Origin of the sequence: Nitrospirillum bahiense, assembly GCF_007828025.1 — a bacterium.
Lineage (GTDB): Bacteria > Pseudomonadota > Alphaproteobacteria > Azospirillales > Azospirillaceae > Nitrospirillum > Nitrospirillum amazonense.
The window spans coordinates 128,974-147,760 of record NZ_VITO01000014.1 but is presented as its reverse complement, the minus strand read 5'-3'; the positions used below and the strand labels follow the sequence as shown (position 1 = coordinate 147,760).

The 18,787-nt window shown below is 64.7% G+C and carries 20 protein-coding genes; 15 read left to right on the top strand and 5 right to left on the bottom strand.

The annotated features are described in order from the left end of the window. Nucleotides 1-94 precede the first annotated feature (94 nt). Complete coding sequence (locus FBZ88_RS20045; protein WP_145618926.1) at nt 95-583, top strand: universal stress protein; 489 nt, start codon at nt 95-97, stop codon at nt 581-583. A gap of 97 nt (nt 584-680) precedes the next feature. Here the strand turns inward: FBZ88_RS20045 and FBZ88_RS20040 are convergent, their stop codons facing one another. Next, entirely contained in the window at nt 681-1,493 is an 813-nt protein-coding gene (locus FBZ88_RS20040) for an AraC family transcriptional regulator (RefSeq protein ID WP_211102732.1), read from the bottom strand. 47 nt (nt 1,494-1,540) lie between these two features. On the opposite strand from FBZ88_RS20040, the gene FBZ88_RS20035 reads away from it, so the two are divergent. The 5 genes from FBZ88_RS20035 (at nt 1,541) to FBZ88_RS20015 (ending at nt 6,688) form a co-directional block, all read left to right on the top strand. Next, complete coding sequence (locus FBZ88_RS20035) at nt 1,541-3,028, top strand: efflux transporter outer membrane subunit (RefSeq protein WP_211102731.1); 1,488 nt, start codon at nt 1,541-1,543, stop codon at nt 3,026-3,028. Nucleotides 3,029-3,035: 7 nt separating this feature from the next. Continuing rightward, complete coding sequence (locus FBZ88_RS20030) at nt 3,036-4,157, top strand: HlyD family secretion protein (RefSeq protein ID WP_145618925.1); 1,122 nt, start codon at nt 3,036-3,038, stop codon at nt 4,155-4,157. Further along, nucleotides 4,154-5,734: a DHA2 family efflux MFS transporter permease subunit gene (locus FBZ88_RS20025; protein WP_145618924.1), complete on the top strand. Its 1,581-nt coding sequence runs from the start codon at nt 4,154-4,156 to the stop codon at nt 5,732-5,734. The genes FBZ88_RS20030 and FBZ88_RS20025 overlap by 4 nt, the downstream gene beginning before the upstream one ends. Before the next feature lie 286 nt (nt 5,735-6,020). Continuing rightward, entirely contained in the window at nt 6,021-6,380 is a 360-nt protein-coding gene (locus tag FBZ88_RS20020; protein WP_145618923.1) for an HPF/RaiA family ribosome-associated protein, read from the top strand. Between the two features lie 14 nt (nt 6,381-6,394). Further along, the gene (locus FBZ88_RS20015) at nt 6,395-6,688 is read left to right on the top strand and encodes a WYL domain-containing protein (protein WP_088874901.1); all 294 of its coding nucleotides are present in this window, start codon (nt 6,395-6,397) and stop codon (nt 6,686-6,688) included. 56 nt (nt 6,689-6,744) lie between these two features. Here the strand turns inward: FBZ88_RS20015 and FBZ88_RS20010 are convergent, their stop codons facing one another. From FBZ88_RS20010 to FBZ88_RS19995, 4 genes are all read right to left on the bottom strand, one after another. Further along, nucleotides 6,745-6,978 carry a hypothetical protein gene (locus tag FBZ88_RS20010; RefSeq protein ID WP_088874902.1) on the bottom strand — a complete coding sequence of 78 codons (234 nt, stop codon included), beginning with the start codon at nt 6,976-6,978 and terminating at the stop codon, nt 6,745-6,747. 46 nt (nt 6,979-7,024) lie between these two features. Next, a complete protein-coding gene (locus FBZ88_RS20005) occupies nt 7,025-8,731 on the bottom strand; it encodes an AAA family ATPase (protein WP_186464503.1) in 1,707 nt (568 codons plus the stop codon). Nucleotides 8,732-8,817: 86 nt separating this feature from the next. Next, nucleotides 8,818-9,333 carry an Hsp20/alpha crystallin family protein gene (locus FBZ88_RS20000; RefSeq protein WP_211102730.1) on the bottom strand — a complete coding sequence of 172 codons (516 nt, stop codon included), beginning with the start codon at nt 9,331-9,333 and terminating at the stop codon, nt 8,818-8,820. A gap of 177 nt (nt 9,334-9,510) precedes the next feature. Further along, nucleotides 9,511-10,851, bottom strand: coding sequence for a nicotinate phosphoribosyltransferase (locus FBZ88_RS19995; RefSeq protein ID WP_145618920.1), 1,341 nt, complete (start codon nt 10,849-10,851; stop codon nt 9,511-9,513). A 442-nt stretch (nt 10,852-11,293) separates the two neighbouring features. Between FBZ88_RS19995 and FBZ88_RS19990 the strand changes: the two genes are divergently transcribed. The 9 genes from FBZ88_RS19990 (at nt 11,294) to FBZ88_RS19950 (ending at nt 18,771) form a co-directional block, all read left to right on the top strand. Continuing rightward, nucleotides 11,294-12,340, top strand: coding sequence for an alpha/beta hydrolase family protein (locus FBZ88_RS19990; RefSeq protein WP_186464502.1), 1,047 nt, complete (start codon nt 11,294-11,296; stop codon nt 12,338-12,340). A gap of 23 nt (nt 12,341-12,363) precedes the next feature. Next, the gene (locus tag FBZ88_RS19985) at nt 12,364-13,053 is read left to right on the top strand and encodes a phosphoribosyltransferase (protein WP_246138764.1); all 690 of its coding nucleotides are present in this window, start codon (nt 12,364-12,366) and stop codon (nt 13,051-13,053) included. A 273-nt stretch (nt 13,054-13,326) separates the two neighbouring features. Beyond that, the gene (locus FBZ88_RS19980) at nt 13,327-13,614 is read left to right on the top strand and encodes an alanine-zipper protein (protein WP_088874908.1); all 288 of its coding nucleotides are present in this window, start codon (nt 13,327-13,329) and stop codon (nt 13,612-13,614) included. A 59-nt stretch (nt 13,615-13,673) separates the two neighbouring features. Continuing rightward, nucleotides 13,674-14,606, top strand: a complete 933-nt coding sequence (locus FBZ88_RS19975; RefSeq protein ID WP_186464501.1) for a L,D-transpeptidase family protein — start codon at nt 13,674-13,676, stop codon at nt 14,604-14,606. Between the two features lie 195 nt (nt 14,607-14,801). After that, nucleotides 14,802-15,650 (top strand): universal stress protein, encoded by an 849-nt coding sequence (locus tag FBZ88_RS19970; RefSeq protein ID WP_186464500.1) that lies wholly within the window; start codon nt 14,802-14,804, stop codon nt 15,648-15,650. 41 nt (nt 15,651-15,691) lie between these two features. Further along, nucleotides 15,692-16,648, top strand: coding sequence for a ribose-phosphate diphosphokinase (locus FBZ88_RS19965; RefSeq protein ID WP_145618915.1), 957 nt, complete (start codon nt 15,692-15,694; stop codon nt 16,646-16,648). A gap of 117 nt (nt 16,649-16,765) precedes the next feature. Next, the gene (locus FBZ88_RS19960; protein ID WP_186464499.1) at nt 16,766-16,987 is read left to right on the top strand and encodes a BON domain-containing protein; all 222 of its coding nucleotides are present in this window, start codon (nt 16,766-16,768) and stop codon (nt 16,985-16,987) included. Nucleotide 16,988: 1 nt separating this feature from the next. Beyond that, a complete protein-coding gene (locus FBZ88_RS19955; protein WP_145618913.1) occupies nt 16,989-18,158 on the top strand; it encodes a phosphotransferase in 1,170 nt (389 codons plus the stop codon). Next, nucleotides 18,118-18,771, top strand: a complete 654-nt coding sequence (locus FBZ88_RS19950; RefSeq protein WP_088874914.1) for a BON domain-containing protein — start codon at nt 18,118-18,120, stop codon at nt 18,769-18,771. The genes FBZ88_RS19955 and FBZ88_RS19950 overlap by 41 nt, the downstream gene beginning before the upstream one ends. The last annotated feature ends 16 nt before the right edge of the window (nt 18,772-18,787 follow it).

The following is an 18,787-nucleotide window of genomic DNA, read 5'->3' as shown; positions in this document are numbered from 1 at the left end:
GGAACATGACACGGCTGGACTTTGAACATCATATCGTCCTAACATAGGATGTTTAGTCGTGACGGTAGCCATCTCACACCGAGGGAGTCAACGAATGTTTCATGCGGTCTTGGTTGGGATTGACGGGTCTGGCCAAACGGAGGGCGTCGTCACCATCGCCGCCGATCTGGCCCGGGCGTGTGGCGCCTTACTCCATATCCTTTGCGTGGTCGACCCGGCCTATTTCCTTAGCGAGCCGGATGGCCGTCGTCCGAGTGAGGCCGATGAGGCCGACTATCCGGCTGCTGCGATGGAACGCGAAAGCGCGGACGATCTCGTCCATCGCGTACTCCTCGGACTCCGGGAGCAGAAATTGTCGGCGGAGGGCTCAGTCGTCCAGGGGGAAGCCGTGGAGCGGATTCTGGAAACGGCCTCTACCCTCGGATGTGATGCGATCGTGCTCGGACACCGGCATCTTTCTTGGCTCGGCCGGCTGACGGAACGTTCCGTCTGTCGTGAAGTGCTGGAAAAAGCGTCAGTCCCCGTGCTGGTCGTTCCTTCGCCAGATAAGGCCCATCCCGCTTCGTCGATCAGGCAGGGATGAAATCCTCACGGCGGGGCGCCAAACATGACTGTCCGCCCCCTGCCCTGTTTTCCACCGTCATCCTCTGATGGATCCGTGCCCTGTGCGTGGTGTAGACTCATTGGCTGGCCAGATAGGCGGTCGGAGAAACGCCGAGCGTTCGGCGGAACATGGCGGCGAATGCGCTCGGGCTGTCATACCCATGCTCCAGCGCCACTTGCAGCACCGACGCCCCGGCCGCGAGGCGGGGCAAGCTCAGCAACAAGCGCATGCGGCGCAGCCATTCCCCGAAACTCATCCCCAACTCACGATGAAACAGGCGCGCGAGAGTCCGTCCGCTGACATGGATTTCCGCCGCAAGCTCCTCAAGCGTGACGGACACGGAAGGATCGGCGATCAGCCTCTCGCAGAGCCGCACGAGACGTGGATCGTGCGGCATGGCGACATGCAGATGCAGGCGTGGTGCGGCTTCGATCTCGTCAAGGATCAGTTCCATCACCCGTTCGTCCCGGCTCGCTGGCGCATAATCCAGCGGAATGCGGGTCGCCGCGACGATCGCTTCCCGCAGGAAGGCGGAAACCTCGATCACCTCGCATGTCCGCGGGAGATTGGGTCGCGCCCCATCCAGAACAAAGATCGTCCGCATGAAGACGTTGCCGGAGATCCGAATGCCATGTTCTTCACGTGGCGGCATCCAGACGGCCCGCCCAGTCGGCACCACCCAGCTTCCCTCCCGGCTCGTCACTGTCATCACGCCGCTGAGCGTATGGATCAGTTGCGCGCGCGGATGGCTGTGCGCAGCGATGTGCTCACCATCGGGATGATCGCTCGCCAAGGCGGCCACCGGCCTCGGCGAGCGTTCGCAGTCTTGAAAAGTACGCTCTTTGTCCATTTCGAGATGATTAATGTCAGTCTCGCTGGAGAAGGACAAGCGGCAATCCCATAAAACGATGGCTCGTCACCATCGAGCCGACCATCGTGAGCCATCCTTCAAGCGGCCTGATCGCCGCCATTCTTTCCGCATCGCTCCTGGCTGGCTGCGCCACGGCACCTGGAACGCCACCTCGATCCACGGTGGCAATCCCGGGTCAACTGGCGGACAGCGAAGCCGTGCGCTCCGACGCGCCGCCGTCGAACTGGTGGCGCCTCTACAACGAGCCGGCGCTCGACGTTCTTGTTGAGGAGGCGCTGACGAACAACCGCGACCTGCGGGCGGCATCGGCGAACTTATTACAGGCCCGTTCGATCCTGAGCGAGGCTCGGGGTGAGCTATGGCCGGCGACCAATCTTTCGGGCGGGGCCGGTGAAGGCAGCACGCTGGAGGACCAGATCGCCGCCGCCTCGGAGGGAACCGACAAAATCCGAACCGGTCCGCGCTTCGATATCGGAACTTCTGTCTCCTGGGAGCTGGACCTTTTTGGCCGGCTGCGATCCACGGTCAAAGCCGCAGAGGCAGATGCGCAAGCGTCCGCCGCTCTGGAAGATGGTGTTCGGGTCGCTGTCGCCGCGGGCGTGACCGGCACCTGGCTCGACGCTTGCGGTTATGCTCATCGCGCTGATGTGGCGCGCCAATCCCTGGCATTGGCGCAACGCGGCCTGGATTTGGCCGAGCGGTTGCTGGCTGCCGGCAGCGGCCTGCCGGTCGATGTGTTGCGTGCAGAGGTCCTGGTGGGTCAGGCCAGCGCGACCATCCCGATGCTCGATGCGAAACGACATGACGCGCTGACCGAATTGGCGGTGCTGACCGGACGTCCGCCGGCTGAGGTACCTTCTGCAGCTGCGGCGTGCAGGCGGCTACCAGCCATCACGACGCCATTGCCGATCGGTAACGGCCTGACGCTGCTGCGGCGTCGCCCGGACGTGCGCGCCGCGGAACGGAAGCTCGCGGCGAACACCGCGCGAATTGGTGTCGCCGTGGCCGATCTCTACCCCCGAATCTCTCTCGATGGCGGGGCCGCACTATCGTCACCCACGGTCGGAGGCATCGCCAGCCGTAACAATCTCGTCTGGCGCGTCGGTCCATTGTTGAGTTGGAGCTTCCCCAACGTCAGCGCCGTCCACGCGCGCATCAGATACGCCCAGGCTGGTGAAGCTGCGGGTCTCGCCGATTTTGACGCCACCATTTTGAGAGCCCTCAAGGAGGTGAATCAGACGGCGGAGGATTACGGCGCAGCGCTTCGCCGGCAAGGTGATTTGCGCGCGGCCGCCGACCACAGCGCCCGCGCGGATCGCCTCATGCAGATCCAGCGATCGGCGGGTGCGGCGACCGCACTGGAAGCACTGGATGCGGAGCGCGCGGACATCGATGCACAAGCGGCTCTCGCCGCCGCCGATAGCGATGTGACCACGACGCAGGTGGCTCTCTTCAAGGCACTGGGTGGTGGCTGGGAAAACGCTCCCGCCGTCGTCCTGCCGTCCCCGCAAAGAACAGCGCCCGTCGCCTCGGTGACGGGTTCCTCGAAGTGAGGTTCCCATGACCGATACCGCCGTCAAGACCCGTTCTTCCTTTCCCAGTCTGCGTCCGAACCGTCGCCAGCTCATGGCCTGCGGCTGCGGGATGGCGCTCATCGCCACCTGCGTGTCCGGCGCGCGCTGGTGGACGACAGGCCGCTTCATGATCGAAACCGATGACGCCTATGTGCGCGCTGATGTGGTGACCATCGCCCCTCGCGTCGCAGGCAATGTCGTCGCGGTGGTCGTCGCGGATAACCAACGGGTGCGGGCTGGAGACGTTCTCGCGCGGATCGATGATCGGGATTACCGCTTGAGGGCCGAGCAGGCTGAAGGTGCTGTTGCCTCCGCGAAAGCTGATGTCGAGGCGCAACAGGCGCGCATCGCCACATTCAACGCCCAAACCACACAGCAGCAGAGCGTGATCGAACAGAATGGCGCCGCCATCACGGCCCGCGAAGCGGATGCTCATTTCGCTGATCTGGAATACCAGCGGCAATCCAACCTTTCCCGGCAGAAGGTCGGAAGCATACAGAATCTGCAGTCGGCGGAGGCAGTTACCCGCAAGGCCTCAGCGACGCTGGCCGAAGCTCGCGCGACGCTGGCCGCTTCCCGCGCCTATCTGCCAGTCCTGGCAACTCAGCGGGACGCCGCCACCGCCGATCTCGACAAGGCGCGCGGGGCGCTGCAACAAGCTCAGGCGGCGCTGGATGCGGCACGCCTCGACCTCGAGCGAACGGTCATCCGGGCACCCGTGGACGGGCAGGTCGGGCAACGAACCGTACGTGCCGGACAATATGCCGACATCGGCACACCGCTGATGGCGGTCGTGCCCGCACAGGTTTATGTCGTCGCCAACTACAAGGAAACGCAAACCGATCGCATCCGCCCTGGTCAGTCGGCCGTAATCGTCGTCGATGCGTTCGGCGGCGTGGCGATCAAGGGACATGTTGACGACTTTGCGCCGGCCACCGGCGCGCAGTTCGCGCTGCTTCCTCCCGACAACGCCACGGGCAATTTCACCAAAATCGTTCAGCGGATGCCGCTGCGGATCATGGTCGATCCGGGCCAGCCGCGCGCGGCCGAGTTGCGGCCGGGCATGTCGGTTGAAACCACCGTCTATACGGGAAGCTCCCGGCCATGACCGGTCAGGCGGAGATCGGCCAGGCGGCGGGTCAGGTGTCCTTGCGGTCTTGGATAGCCGTCCTGGGCGGTGTCGTCGGCTGCTTCATGGCGGGCATGAACGTCCATGTGACGAACGCTTCGCTTCCCGATGTGCGTGGCTCGCTAGGGGCTTCTTTCGAGGAAGGGTCATGGATCACCACGGCCTATCTGGTCGCCGAGATCATCATCATTCCGATGACCGGATGGCTGGTGTCGGTCTTCTCGATGCGGCGCGTGCTCATGGTCGGAACAGGCGGCTTCATTCTGTTCTCGATCGTTTGCTCGATGGCGCCCGACATCAACACCATGATCATCGCGCGCGCCTTGCAGGGCGCATTCGGCGGCGTCCTGATTCCCCTATCCTTCCAGATCATCGTCAGTGAACTGCCGCCGTCGAAACACCCGTTCGGCATGGCTTTGTTCGCCGTAGCCAACAATGTCGCGCAGGCCGCCGGGCCTTCGCTCGGCGGCTGGTTGACCGAAGCCTATAGCTGGCGCTGGATCTTCTATCTTCAGGTGCCGCCGGGCCTGCTGCTGTTGGCAGCGATCGGTTGGGCTACGCCGCGCGCACCGGCATCCCTCGATAGGCTGCGGAGCGGCGACTGGCGCGGCATCATCGCGATGGCCCTCGGCCTGTCAGCGCTCCAGATCATGTTGGAGGAAGGTGAGCGCAAGGACTGGTTCGCATCGACTTTCATAATCGAGACCGCGATCATTGCAGCGCTCGGCCTCACCGCGTTCGTCCTTGTCGAACTGTGGCAGAAGACCCCCTTCATCAACCTGCGTCTACTCGGCCGTTACAACTTTGGGCTGGCGAGCCTGATGCAATTCACCTTCGGCGCCGTCGTGTTCGGGGTGGTGTTCCTCGTTCCAAACTATTTCGCCGAGGCGCACGGCTATAACGCCGAGCAGATCGGGTTGACCATGATCCCCTATGGCCTGGTCCAGTTCGTCATGTCCTTCGCCACCCCCAAGCTGATGCAATGGACCAGCGTGCGCGCGATCATCATTCTCGGCTTCGTCGTCATGGCCGCGGGCTGCCTGATGAATATTCATCTCGACAGCAACGCAGCCGCCAATGTCATCGTGCCGTCGCTCGTGGTGCGCGGGATTGGCCAGTCGTTCATCGTGGTGGCGCTGGGCGTGATGGCGGTGGGTGGGCTTGAGAAATCCGAGCTTGGGTCGGCCTCCGGACTGTTCTCGACCGTCCGCAACGTCGGCGGCGCCATCGGTATCGCGGTGGCCAGTCAGTTTGTCGTGGAACGCGAGAAGTTGCACGCAAGCCGGATCGGCGAGGCTGTCAGTCCCTTTTCGATCGCGTTCCGGGAGCGGACCATAGAGCTGGTGAGGGTGCTGAGCGGACAGCAGGTCGATCGTCGCACGGCATTCTACGGCAAATTGGCGGAACCCTATCGCCAGCAAGCTCTCGCTGTGATGGACAAGTCGGTCCACCATGACGCGCTGCTGCTCGCCTACAGCGATGCGTTCCTGATCGCAGGAATATCCATGTTGATCTGCGCGTTCGGGGGATTACTCCTGAGAAAACGTCAGCCTTGAAGCACGTGGAGCCGAATGTATATCGGCATGCGGTTCGGACGCCGATCGGCACAGCAACCAATTGATTCTATTGGGCCACGCGGGGTCATTTGATCGTGCCGATCCACACCCGCAGCGACACCCCACTGTCACCGATATAGCCGCGTAGCCACGGCAGACCTTTTTCGATTTCATCGATCTACAGTATGCGGGGCGCGACTTCTCCGTGAGGTGACTCAGCTCAAAGCGGGAATTCCCGCCTTCGCTTACGTTGGGGATCACCCCATACGCGGGAAGGGAGGAGCATATGGAACTTCCATTGGAGATCATTTTCCACAACATTGACCCATCCCCCGCCCTGGAAGCGCACATTCGGGACAAGGCGCAGAAACTTCTCCGCTTCTTCGACCCGATCCTGCGTTGCCGGGTCGTCGTCGAATTCAACGGACGGCGGCACCATCAAGGCAAGCTTCATCAGATCGGCATCACCGTGGCGGTGCCCGGACGGGACATTGTTGCCAACCAGCATCCGTCCCAGCGGCATGCTCATGAAGACATCATGGTGGCCGTGGGGGATGCCTTCGATGCCGTTCGTCGGGAATTGGAAGACCACGCCCGTCGGCAGCGGGGCGATGTGAAGACTCACGAAGCCAAAACTGTCCCCTGATCCGAGGCCCCATCATGGAAGAGCACACAATCAGTGACGCCATCCATAAACACCGGCGCCTGCGGTTCTGGTATCGTGGCGGCGTCCGCACCGTGGAGCCGTACGCCTTCGGCGTGGCGGACGGCGGGCACCCCGTCCTGCGCGCCTATCAGGTTTCCGGCTTCAGCCGGTCCCTGGAGCAAGGCTGGAAGCTGTTCCATCTTGAGGAGATGCGCGACACGACCGTGTTGGAGGAAACCTTCGACCATCCACGCCAGGGGTATATGCGCAACGATCCGGCCATGGTCAAAATCTACTGCGAGCTTTGATCCGTAGCCTGATAGCCAAGCACTCATCCAGGTTGCACCGGTTCCCCTCACCGGTCTCAGTCCACCGGGCGGCGCAGGGACGCCATCAGCGTGCGGATATCATCGGCCGAAACTCCATCTCGCCGCATGATCTCGTGAAAGATGGGATCGGCAAGCATGTCATCGACACTCGCCTCGATAAGGAGGGACGTCCCCCTTCCCTGGCGATTGATGAGCGGACTAGGACCGCCAAGCCGTGATGAGGGCTCATCGGGGCGTTGATAAGCGACGTGGTGTGTCAGACCGTCCATGGTTCCTCCCTGTGGCGCGAGGCCTTTGTTTGAGTTCCCGCCGCCCTCAAGGATCGGGAGCGGCAACGTGCTTCAACTCGCCAGACGGCAGGCCGCCGGCGGACGCCCCCCCTTCCAGGACCCCCAGTTCCGGGGTCAGCTGTGAGCGACGGTGGATCGCGGCGGAAGCGTCCATGGCGTGCATCGATGCCCACTCCCGCATTTCACGGATCTCCTCTTGCCGCATCTGCGCCAGCGGCACCGTCTGCCGCGCGATCAGGCGGAAGTCGTCCATCATCAGGTCGTCCGCTCCCCGATCAAACGCATGGATCAGCGCCTCGTTGATCCACGCGGCCAATTCGGCGCCCGTCAGGCTCAAGCTGTCCCCCAGGAACTCGGGCCCGGACAGGCGAACCAATTCCTCCAGGTCGAGCTGTTGCGGATCGCGTCCCACCCGGCTCAGGTGGATACGCAGGATTTCGCGCCGCTCGGCGGAACTCGGCAGGTCGACGAAGAAGACCTCGTCGAACCGGCCTTTCCGCAACACCTCAGGCGGCAACAAGTCGATCTGGTTGGCCGTGGCGAAGACGAAAACGGGCACGGTCTTCTCCTGCATCCAGGTCAGGAATTTCCCGAGCACCCGCAGCGATACCCCGCTGTCACCGATATAGCCGCGCGGCCGTGGCAGGCCCTTTTCAATCTCGTCGATCCACAGAATGCAGGGCGCGATGGCCTCCGCCGTCTGGATCGCGTGGCGCATGTGCTCCTCCGACGAACCGATCAGGGCGGAATAGATCTTTCCCATGTCCAGGCGAACCAATGGCAGACGCCAGGAAGCGGCCACGCATTTGGCCGCCCAGGATTTGCCGCATCCGGGTATGCCGGTGAGAAGGACGCCCTTGGGCGCTTCTATGCCAAAACCCCGCGCCTTCGGGGAAAAGGTGGCAGCGCGGATGCGCAGCCACTCCTTAAAGACCTTCAAGCCGCCGATTTCCGAAAGCGCGAGGCTTCCGGTGTCGATATAGTCCAACACACCGCTCTTACGCACGATCTGCTGCTTTTGCCGGAAAATTTTGTCCACGGCCTCGGCCGTGAGGTGCGTGTCCTCCACAACAGCCTTGACCAGCGCCCCCTCGATTTCCGCCAAGGTCAAGCCAAGCGCCGCATCCACCAGCTTCTCCGTCAAGCCGGGATCATCATCCACCGTGATGGCCGTGCGCGTGCCCAGCCTGTCCAGCAAGCTGTTCATGTAGCCTGTAATCTCCGCCCGGCTGGGCAGGGGAAAGTCGATGACGGTTACTTCCTTTTCCAGTTCGACCGGCATTTCCCCCGTGGGGGAAATGACCAGGCAACTGGCCTGATAACTCTTCGTCCGGATACTGATGGCGAAATCGCGCAGGCGCCGACGATAGATGGGATTGATGCTGCGATCGCTGAGATAGGGGAAGGGATCGAGCAGCACGAAGATGAAACCATTGTCGTCCCGCGCCTTGGTCGTCACCTGCTTTTCAAAGAACTCAATCGCAGCGGTCAGGTCCGCCAGCCTGTATCTGCTTGCCGCCGGAACGTCTTCCGCCGGATCCATTGCATGGCATCCGCGACTGGTGCTCCAGAGGAAAACTTTCTTATCCATCTGCGCGGCCAACAGCCGGATGGCCGTCAGGCAACGGTCTTCTTCATGCGTGCTGATGTGGATGAGCGGGTAATGGGCGCGAACGAGATTCTGCAGCTCGCCCAGAAACGGCTCGGCCATTGGCATATTTTCAGGAGCCATGCTGTCGCCACCTCCCCACATAGCGGGCCCCATAGCCGGATTCCGGCGGTGACGGGGAATGGGCTCGCCACCGCCGGCACGGGCCGTCACGCGGCCTTGACCTGGATCTTCTTCTGCTGCTTCTGCGCTTCAGCGGTCTTGGGCAGGATAATTTCCAGCACGCCCTTGGCCATGGTGGCGCTGATATTTTCCACGTCGACACCCTCCGGCAACCGGAAGGACCGCTGGAAGGAACCATAGGCCCGTTCCGACAGGAAGTGGTCCTTGTCCTTTTCCTTCCGCTCTTGCCGCTTCTCGCCCTTCAGGATCAGGCGGTCACCGAAGAGGGAGACCTCGATGTGCTTTTCATCCAGGCCGGGCAACTCGGCCGTGATCTTATAGGCCTTGTCGTCTTCATTCACATCCACGGCCGGCACTGAGAATTCAAAGCTGGTTTGAATGGTGGGGGTCGTGTCGAATATGCGTGCCATCGACGGTAGTTTGAATCCCCCGTCGAAGCGTTCGAACAGACGGTCGACCTCGCTGCGGAACGAATGCCACAGATCGGTGGCGGGTTCGCGGACGGCCGGGACCGTCTTCACATCGATTTCGGTGTCGGGCATCACCATCTCCATTCATCTGCTGGGCCCACCGGCGGCAGGCAGCCGCATTTTTCTGTATTGGGCGGTTGGCGGCCTTGATCTTTCTCAACTTTCATTGCGACAATTTATATATTCATTTTAAAGAATCGCCGCATTTAATTGATTTATCTGGATAATTCGCTCCGAACGTCTTCGTACTCACAAAGTACAGTTCCTTTCGGCGATACGCTGATCACATTCAGCCGCCAGAAGCTTCAGCGACATGTCGACCTCGACCGGATAGCTGGTGGGAAGAAGCGCCTTCAGAGAGACGGGCAAGATCCCGAGTTCCGCCGACGCATGCTCACGCGCCGTATCCAACGATGGCGCCCCTCCAATACGCCGGCCATCGCGCATGACCGGCCGCAGCAACGGGTATCCGCGATGAGGCGCACCATGCTGGGCCAGGAGATCGCCCGCCATGCGGCCATCCCGCAAACGCCGCCACACCTGCTTGCGCCCTGGCCAAGTGGCCTTTCCTTCCGACTGTTTGCGGCGGGGCACGCCGCCATATTCCTGAAGTTTGTAGGCGCAATCGAGCGCCGGCGCGTCGTACGAGGTGGTGAGGCAAGTGCCGATACCGTAGCCATCGATGGGCACCTGGTCCCGGGTGAATGCAGCCAATTGGTCTTCATCCAACCCGCCGCTGGCGAAAATCGAGATTTCGTGCAGCCCGGCCGCATCGAGGATGGCGCGGACCTTGCGCGCATGGCCCCCCAGGTCGCCACTGTCGAGACGCACCGCCTGGATGGCGATACCATCTGCTTTGAGGCGGGGGGCCACGCGGGTGACGAGTTCCGCCGCCCGTTCGGTATCATAGGTATCGATCAATAGGGTCACGCCCTGCGGCCGCGCGCGGGCGAAATGTTCGAACGCCTCCGCCTCACTGTCATGGGCCTGAATGAAGGAATGAGCCATCGTGCCGAAGACAGGAATGTCGAAGCGAATGCCCGCCGCCAGCGTGGCTGTTCCATCGAATCCGGCGAGATAGCAGGCGCGGGCGGCCAGCAGCGCGGCCTCCGCGCCATGGGCCCGGCGCATGCCGAAATCCACCAACTGCTTCCCCGGCGCCGCCAGCACCATGCGCGCCGCCTTTGATGCGACCAGCGTCTGGAAATGAAGCAGATTGACCAGCCGGCTTTCCACCAACTGCGCTTGCGGTAACGGCGCCGTCACCCGGATGGCAGGTTCATCCGCGAAGAAGATGGTTCCCTCCGGCAAGGCATCGACATCACCCGTGAAGCGGAACGCCGCCAGGCGGTCCAGGAAATCATCGCCAAAACGTCCGCATCGCCTGAGTTGCCCAATCTCCTCCGCGCCAAAGCACAGCGTTTCCAGATAGTCGATCACCTGCTCAAGGCCGGCCGCCATCAGGAAGCCGCGGCGGGCCGGAAGCCGGCGTACGAAGAATTCGAAGACCGCGGTCTCGGTCATGTCCTGGGCCCAGTAGGCGTCGAGCATGCTGAACTGGTAGAGATCAGTCAGAAGCGGACCTTCCATCCCGTGCCTCCGTTCATGGGCCGCCGTCGGTTCAAGGTCCGCGGGTCGCCAGTTCCTGTAACCAGGCCGCGCCGCCGCCGCCGCTGGGCGCCCGCCAATCGCCATGAGGGGGACTGGCGACGGCGATAGGGGGCGTGCAGGCCGCAACCCACACGCAGCCATGCGTATAGGACGAGTGGAGAGGCGGGGTCATTGCCAGCCTCTGATTTTTTCTGAAATGCGCTCTCCGGCGTTTCGCCGTTGGGCGTTTCCAGGCGCCATCCCGCCACGCCCGTGGTGAGAATAGCCGAGTTGGGCATTCCATCCTTGCGCTAGGTCAATGTCGTCAGCCAACGATAAGCCCCAATATGCTTAACGATCTTGGCCGCCCGTGATGGCGCGCCTGATCGGCCAATGCCATCAGCGTCCGCGTTGCCTGCCCCTCGACCCAACGGAGGAGAGCATGCCGGAACCATTGCCTTTGCCGCATGACATTCCGCAGTCCCCAGGCGGCTTCACGGAGGAAATCCTGCGGGATGGCGCGTTTGGCCGCCTGCTGCGCTTCCATGCCACCGGCGACCGGGAGCCCGCGCCCCTCCCGCGCACCCTGCTGGTTGCGCCGCTGTCAGGTGTGAACCCTCGCCTCCTGTATGACATGGTCGCGGATTTGGTGGCGGGGACCGAGCTGCACCTGCTGGAATGGCGTGACGCGGCGGAGGTGCCCGCGGCATGCGGAGGCTTCGGCTTGCCCAACTGCCTGTCGCAGGTACTGGAAGCCGTTCAGGATCTGGGAGAAGAGGTCAACCTGATCGGTCTGTGCCAGTCCGCCCTGCCGGCCCTGGCCGCAACCGCCCTGCTGGCATCCAGCCGTACCTTGGCCAAACCGCGCGGCCTTGTCCTGATCGGCGGCAAGATCGATCCTTGCGTCAACTCCACCCCCGGTGACCGCTTCGCCATGACCCATTCCCTGGATTGGTTCCGCGAGCATGCGATCACGACCGTTACAGCCGGGCGACCCGGCGCGGGACGCCCGGTCTATGCCAGGACAACGCAGGAAAAGGTGTTGTGGTCCTATGTGAACCGCCACCTCGCCGACGGATGCGACATCATCACGAAGGCGCTGCACGATGATGGGAGCGATCCCAAGGGACACCCCTTCCTGCCCAGCCTCGGGTCGCTGATCGACGTGCCGGCGGAGCTTTTTCTGGACGTCATCGGCACCGTCTACCATGCCCGCGCCCTGCCGCAGGGCAGGATGACCTGGTTCGACCTGCCGGTGGACACCAGCGCCGTCCGCGACACCGCCCTGCTGACCATCGAGGGCGGCCGGGACGATATCGCCGGGCCGGGACAATGCCGGGTGGCCCATGAGCTGTGCCCCGGCATCCCCCAGGACAGGCGCGGCCACCGCCTTCTCCCGGGTGCCGGGCATTTCGACCTGTTCCACGGCACCGTCTGGCGGGAGCAGGTGCGGCCCGTGGTCAGCGAATTCCTGCACCAGCGCCTGTAGACGAGGACCACTCCATGCGGTTCATGGACAGACGCGATGCCGGTCAACGCCTGGCCGGCCGCTTGGCAGGCCTCAAGGGCGTGAACACGGTGGTCCTGGCCCTGCCCAGGGGTGGCGTGCCCGTCGCGTATCAGGTCGCCCATGCCCTGGGCGCGCCGTTGGAGGTGATGCTGGTCCGCAAGCTGGGCGTTCCCATCGAACCCGAAATCGCCATGGGCGCCATCGCTGAAGGCCCCGAAGGCGGCGAACCGGTCGTCGTGCTGGATGAAGCGACCTTATCCGCCCTGCGGATCTCCCCAACCGAGGTGGACCGGGTCATCGCCGGCGAGACGCGGGAGCTGGACCGACGGCGCCGCCTGTACCGGGATGGCCGGCCCGCCCCCGACCTGGCCGGCAAGACCGTCATCCTGGTGGACGATGGCATCGCCACCGGCGCCACGATGCGGGCCGCCGTGCGCGCCGCCCGCCAGCGGCACGCCGCCGCCGTGGTGGTCGCCGTGCCCGTGGCCGCCACGCAGTCCCTGGCGCGGCTGGCGGCGGAGGTGGACGAGATCGCCTGCCTTGAGCCTACCGACACCCTCGTGGCTGTCGGATACCACTACGTCGATTTCCAGCAGGTGAGCGACGAGGAAGTGATGGCCCTGCTTCACGACGGGCCCCTGCCGGCAGACAAGCGCCCGCCCCCACACCCGCCGACGGGAATGGCATCATGATCCACGTCCCTTCCGGCGTCGAGATTCCCGGCTTTTTAGGAAAATGAAGTATTCATGGGTGATATCGAACTTGATCCAACTCAAGGCGTCGCTTCCAGCGTTCCTTTAAAGTCCTCATTGGCGGTTGGATGGCCTCAGGATTGTTGAGGCCTTGCATAGTCAGTCAAAGACCGCTGAACCCAAGCGTCTGTATCCGCCTGGATTCCTGATTGCCCGACACCGCCGCCTCGCCGGCGCGCGGGCGCCATCCCATTCCAAGCAGGAGAATTGACCATGCTGAAAACCTTCTCGGTGCTCGTGATCGGCGGCACCTTGCTGGCCGGCTGTACCTCCTTGAGCGAGCAGGACAAGGCCCTGCTCGCCAACACCAAGGCCGTCGCCGAACAGGCGCAGGCCACGGCGGCGGCGGCCAAGGCCGCCGCAGACCAGGCTGCCGCCAGCGCCGCCCAGGCCGCCACCGCCGCCCAAGCCGCCGCCGCCGCCGCACAGGAAGCCGCCGCCAAGGCCAACGCGGCCGCCGACAAGATCGACAAGATCTTCCAGCGGAACCTGCGCAAATGACCAAACCCAGGTCGGGCCGGCCCATTCGCGGCCGGCCCGCTGGCTGGCGATTTGTAGGGGTGGCCGCCCTGCTCGCGCTTCTCCCCCACTGGCGCCCGGTGTTGGCCGGCACCTTGATCGGCGAAACCGCCGCCTATCGCATAGAATCCCCCAGCGAGACCTTGATGGATGTCGCCCGCCGCTTCGACCTCGGCTATGTCGAGGTGCGCTCGGTGAACCCGGACATCGACCCCTGGCAGCCCCGCCCCGGTGCCGTGGTGCTGTTGCCCTTGGCGCATCTTTTGCCGGATGTGCCGCCCGCCCCCGCCCGCCGCTCCCTGATCATCATCAACCTGGGCGACTTCCGCCTGTACTGGCTGCCGGCCAAAGGGGAACCGACCAGCATGCCCATCGGCAGCGCGGCGGATCCCTACCCCGAGCCCATGGGCGAAGGCCACATCCGCGGCAAAAGGGTCAATCCGGTTTGGACACCACCGCCCACGGTCCGGGCGGAGCATCCCGACCTGCCCCTTTCGGTGGGTCCAGGGCCGGACAATCCCCTGGGCGCCTTCGCCCTGGACATGTCGTGGCCGGCCTATGCCGTGCACGGGACGAACAAGCCCGACGGCGTGGGCCGGCGCGTCAGCCACGGCTGCATCCGCCTGTATCCGGAGGACATCGCGCGTCTTTTCCCCCAGGTAAGTATAGGCACGCGGGTTGTGATGGTGGACCAGCCGGTCAAGCTGGGATGGATCGATGGCGAGCTTTATCTGGAGGCCCATCCCGACCGCGACCAGGCAGACGAGATAGAGCGGAACGGCACCTTCGTCCCGCACCTGTCGGCCCAATCGACCATGGACACCCGGCTGTGGATCGCCCGCCTGGCGGGCGATGCCGTGGACCGGGTGGATTGGGGGCTGGTCGACGACATCCTTTCAAGTCGCAATGGCCTGCCTGTTCCCATCCTGAAGTCTCCGGATACGGCAGCGGGGGCGGAGCAGTCCCCACCATGAAGATGACCGATGCTGTGAAGGCCACTATCAGCCTCCTCCCGTCTGTTCCATTTGCGTACGTCCCACAAGATGGGTCTCGTTGACTTGCATCAAGGCGGCCGCACGGGATGAGGGCAATACTCAAACCGTGCTGGCGACCCGGCACCGCGCCCTGGCGTGGACAGGCCGCTTCCCCTGAAGATGAGGGCCGGCGTCATGATCAAAGAAATCATCGTTCATCTTGACGGTACGCCTGACGACGAGGCCCGCATCGCTTATGCGGAATACCTGGCCGCGGCGCGTGGCGCCCATATTCGCGGGCTCTATTGCGTGCTTCTGCCGGAAATCATCCTGAACCTGCCTCAATATGCCATCAGCCGGGACGTGGCATCGGAACAGATGGCCCAGTTCAAGGCCCAGGTGGACAAGACCGAGGAGGGCCTGCGGACCCGGCTGGACAGGCTGAGCGTTCCCTATGACCTCCGCCGTTTCGATATCCTGGCCGGGGGAGTGGAAGGCATCGTGGCCAACCAGGCCCGGACGGCCGACCTGATGGTGGTGCGCACCCCTTACCGGCCCGGTTTCGCCATGCCGGGCCGGGCCCCGGAAGTCGTGGAGGCGGCCCTGTTCGGATCCGGTCGCGGCGTGTTCGTGGTGCCGGAGGAAGAGCCGGTGCGCATCCGTCCCATGGACACCATCCTGGTCGCCTGGACCGACAGCCGGGAAGCCGCCAACGCGGTCAGCCGGGCCATGCCCTTCCTGCAGGCGGCGACCCAGGTCGTGGCCGCGATGGTGGAGGATGGCCGGCCGCCGGAGGCCATAGGCGAGGAACCGGGCGCCGACCTGGCGCGCTATTTGGACCGGCACGGCGTCAAGGTCGAGCTTCGCTACTTGCGCGAATGGCGCAACGCCTCCGACGCGCTGTTCAACGAGGCTGAGCGGCTGGGCGCCGGCTTGCTGGTGGCCGGTGCCTACGGCCATTCCCGGCTTAGGGAATGGGTGTTGGGCGGCGTCACCCGGGACATCCTGACGAGAACGCCGATCCCCGCCCTGCTGGCCCATTAAGGCCACCCGGCGACCTTGAAATCCATATCGGGGGGATTGCCATGACCGCACGCCCGCTCACCATCCTGGCCTTGCAGGATAGCCACGACTACGCCCAAGGCGTGGCCACCCATCTCGCCCTGTCGCCCTTCCCCCTGGAAGAGCGGCGCTTCGAGGACGGGGAGGTCAAGATCCGTCCGCTGGTCGATGTGGCCGGCCACGACGTCCACGTCGTGCAGTCGTTGCACGGCGATGGCGCGGCCAGCGTCCATGACCGTCTGTGCCGCCTGGCCTTCCTGATCGCCTGCCTGAAGGACAACGCCGCCGCCAGCGTGACGCTGACCGCCCCCTATCTCTGCTATGCCCGCAAGGATAGGCGCACCCAGCCGTTCGACCCCGTGACCATGCGCTATGTGGCCACGATGCTGGAGGCCATGGGCGTGGACCGCGTCATGGCGCTGGAGGTGCACAACCCGGCCGCCGCCGAGAACGCCTTCCGCCGGCCCTTCATCCATTTGGAGACGGCGGGCCTGTTCGCGGACCATTTCCGGGGCCTGGCCCGGGACCTGCCGGTGACCGTCGTCTCGCCCGACACCGGGGGCGCGAAGCGGGCGGAACGGTTCCGCCAGGCGCTGCAGGCGGTCGCCGGCCGCGCCGTCGACAGCGGCTTCGTCGAGAAGAACCGCAGCGGCGGCTTCATCACCGGCGGCGCGCTCATGGGCGACGTCAAGGACCGGGCCGTGATCATCCTGGATGACCTGATCAGCACCGGGGCGACCATGGTGCGCGCCGCCCGCGCCTGCCGCCTGGGCGGGGCTCGCCTGGTCCACATCGCGGCCACCCACGGCCTGTTCAATGGCGGCGCGGCCACGCTGTTCAGCGACGAGGTGGACAGCGTGGTGGTGACCAACTCGGTCACGCCCGTCGAAAGGCCGTCCTTGAGCGACCGCAAGCTGACGATCCTGGACACCAGCCCCCTGATCGCCGCCGCCATCCGCCGCCTACGCGCCGGGACATGAGCCACTGAACCGCCAAACCGGCATGCCTGGGGAGACAATGCCATGCCTCGCAGCCCGGCCCTTACCACCGCTGACGCCCAATCCCCCGCCCTTCAGGGGAGGAAGGGGGCGTCACCGGTGCCCAGGTTGCCGGACGTCCCCCTGGCCTTCGTGGTGAGTGCCGCCCTGCGCCGCCACTCCCTGCTGTCCCTGCAATGGTTGAGCGTGAGCGGGACCGGGTCGGAGGTGACTCTCCGCGGCCGTGTTGACAACTGGCCGCTGCGCACCCTGGCGGAGCATATCGCCTGGGCCGTGCCCGGCGTGGCACGGGTGCACAATCTGGTCGACGTGGAGCCATGACATGGCCGATTTCACCGCCCAGTCCGAGGTCCGGGCCTTCCTGTCCAACCCGCATTCCTATGGCGGCACGCCGGCTGTGGAACGGATCACCACCCATTGTTCCAGCGTCTTCCTGGTCGACGGCTACGCCTACAAGCTCAAGCATGCCCTCATTTTCTCGGCACTGGACTACAGCACCCTGGAAAAGCGCGAGAGGGCGTGCCGGCGGGAAATCGCCCTGAACATTCGGACGGCCCCGGATCTCTATTTGACCATCCGGGCCATCACCCGTGCGCCAGGGGGCGGTCTGGAGTTCGATGGCCAGGGTCCCCCGGTCGATTGGGTGGTGGTGATGCGGCGCTTCAACGGCCGGGACCTGTTCGACGCCATGGCCCGCGAGGGGCGCCTGTCCGCCGCCCTGGTGCGCCACGCCGCGGCGGAGCTGGCCAGCCTGCACGCGATCGCCGAGACCACGACCACCTGGGGCGGCGCCGACGGCGTGCGACGGGCCATCGCCCGCAACCTGCAGGAGGGACTGAAGCACCTGGACCTCAAGGGCTGCACCCTGGCCATGGCGCTGCACGACGAGTGCCAGATGAGGCTGACCACCGTCGCCGACTTGCTGGAGCACCGCCGCACCACCGGCTTCGTCAAGCGGGGCCATGGCGACCTGCGGCTGGCGAACATCTGCCTGTACAAGGGCCGCGTCACCCTGTTCGACGGCATCGAGTTCAGCGACGACATCGGCTGCGTCGACACGCTGTACGACTTGGCCTTCCTGCTGGCCGACTTGCGCCGGCGGGGCCTGATACAGCTCCTGGACGCGGCCTTGCGCCAATACATCGAGCTGACGGGCGATTCCGCCAGCCTCAGGGTCATGCCGCTGTTCATGGCGGTTCGGCTGGGCACCATGGCCTACGCCGTCGCAGCCTCCGCGCGCCGGCAATCCGACCCCGCCATCGCCGCGCGCCGCATGGCGGCGGCCCGCCTGCTGCTGCGCCGTGCCCAGAAAACACTGGCGGAACCGGCGCCCGGCTTCATGGACGGCTTCCGGCGTGTGCCCTCCTTGGCCGCCAAGCGCCGGCTTCGCCGGCAAACCGTGGCAGAACACGACGACTCTCCGGACGCAACCCCTCACACAGGAGATAAAGATGAGCGACGACAAGACCTTACAGCTGGATGTGATGGCTGAGCTGGCCTGGGACCCCCACCTGGACGCCAGCCATATAGGGGTGGCGGCGGAGGGCGCTGTGGTTACCCTTACCGGCCACGTGACGAGTTGGGCGGAGAAGCGGGCGGCCGTCGCCGCAGCGCGGCGGGTTCGGGGCGTGGGCGCGGTCGCCAATGAAATCGAGGTCCGCCTGCCCGCCGACCGCAAATGGCACGACGATGAGATCGCCAAGCGCGCCGTGGACATCCTGCACTGGTCCTGCCCCCAGGTCGCCCCCCGCGTGAAGATCACCGTGACCGCCGGCGTGCTGACCCTGGAGGGCACAGTGGAGCATTTCTTCGACCGCATGGAGGCGGAGCGTAACGTGCACCGGCTGCACGGCATCGTGCGGGTGGACAACCACCTTATCGTGTCCAGCCAGGCGAGCCTGGCCGACGTCCATGACAAGATCGAGGCCGCCTTCCGCCGCAACGCCAACCTGGCGGCGGATCACCTCAGCGTCACCGCGGACGGCCCCGTGGTGACGCTGCGCGGACGTGTGCGCAGCTGGCAGGAACATGACATCGCGGAACGCGCGGCCTGGGGCGCCCCCGGCGTCACCGAGGTCAACAACCTGATCCAGGTCGAACCCTGAACGGCGACCCGCGGGA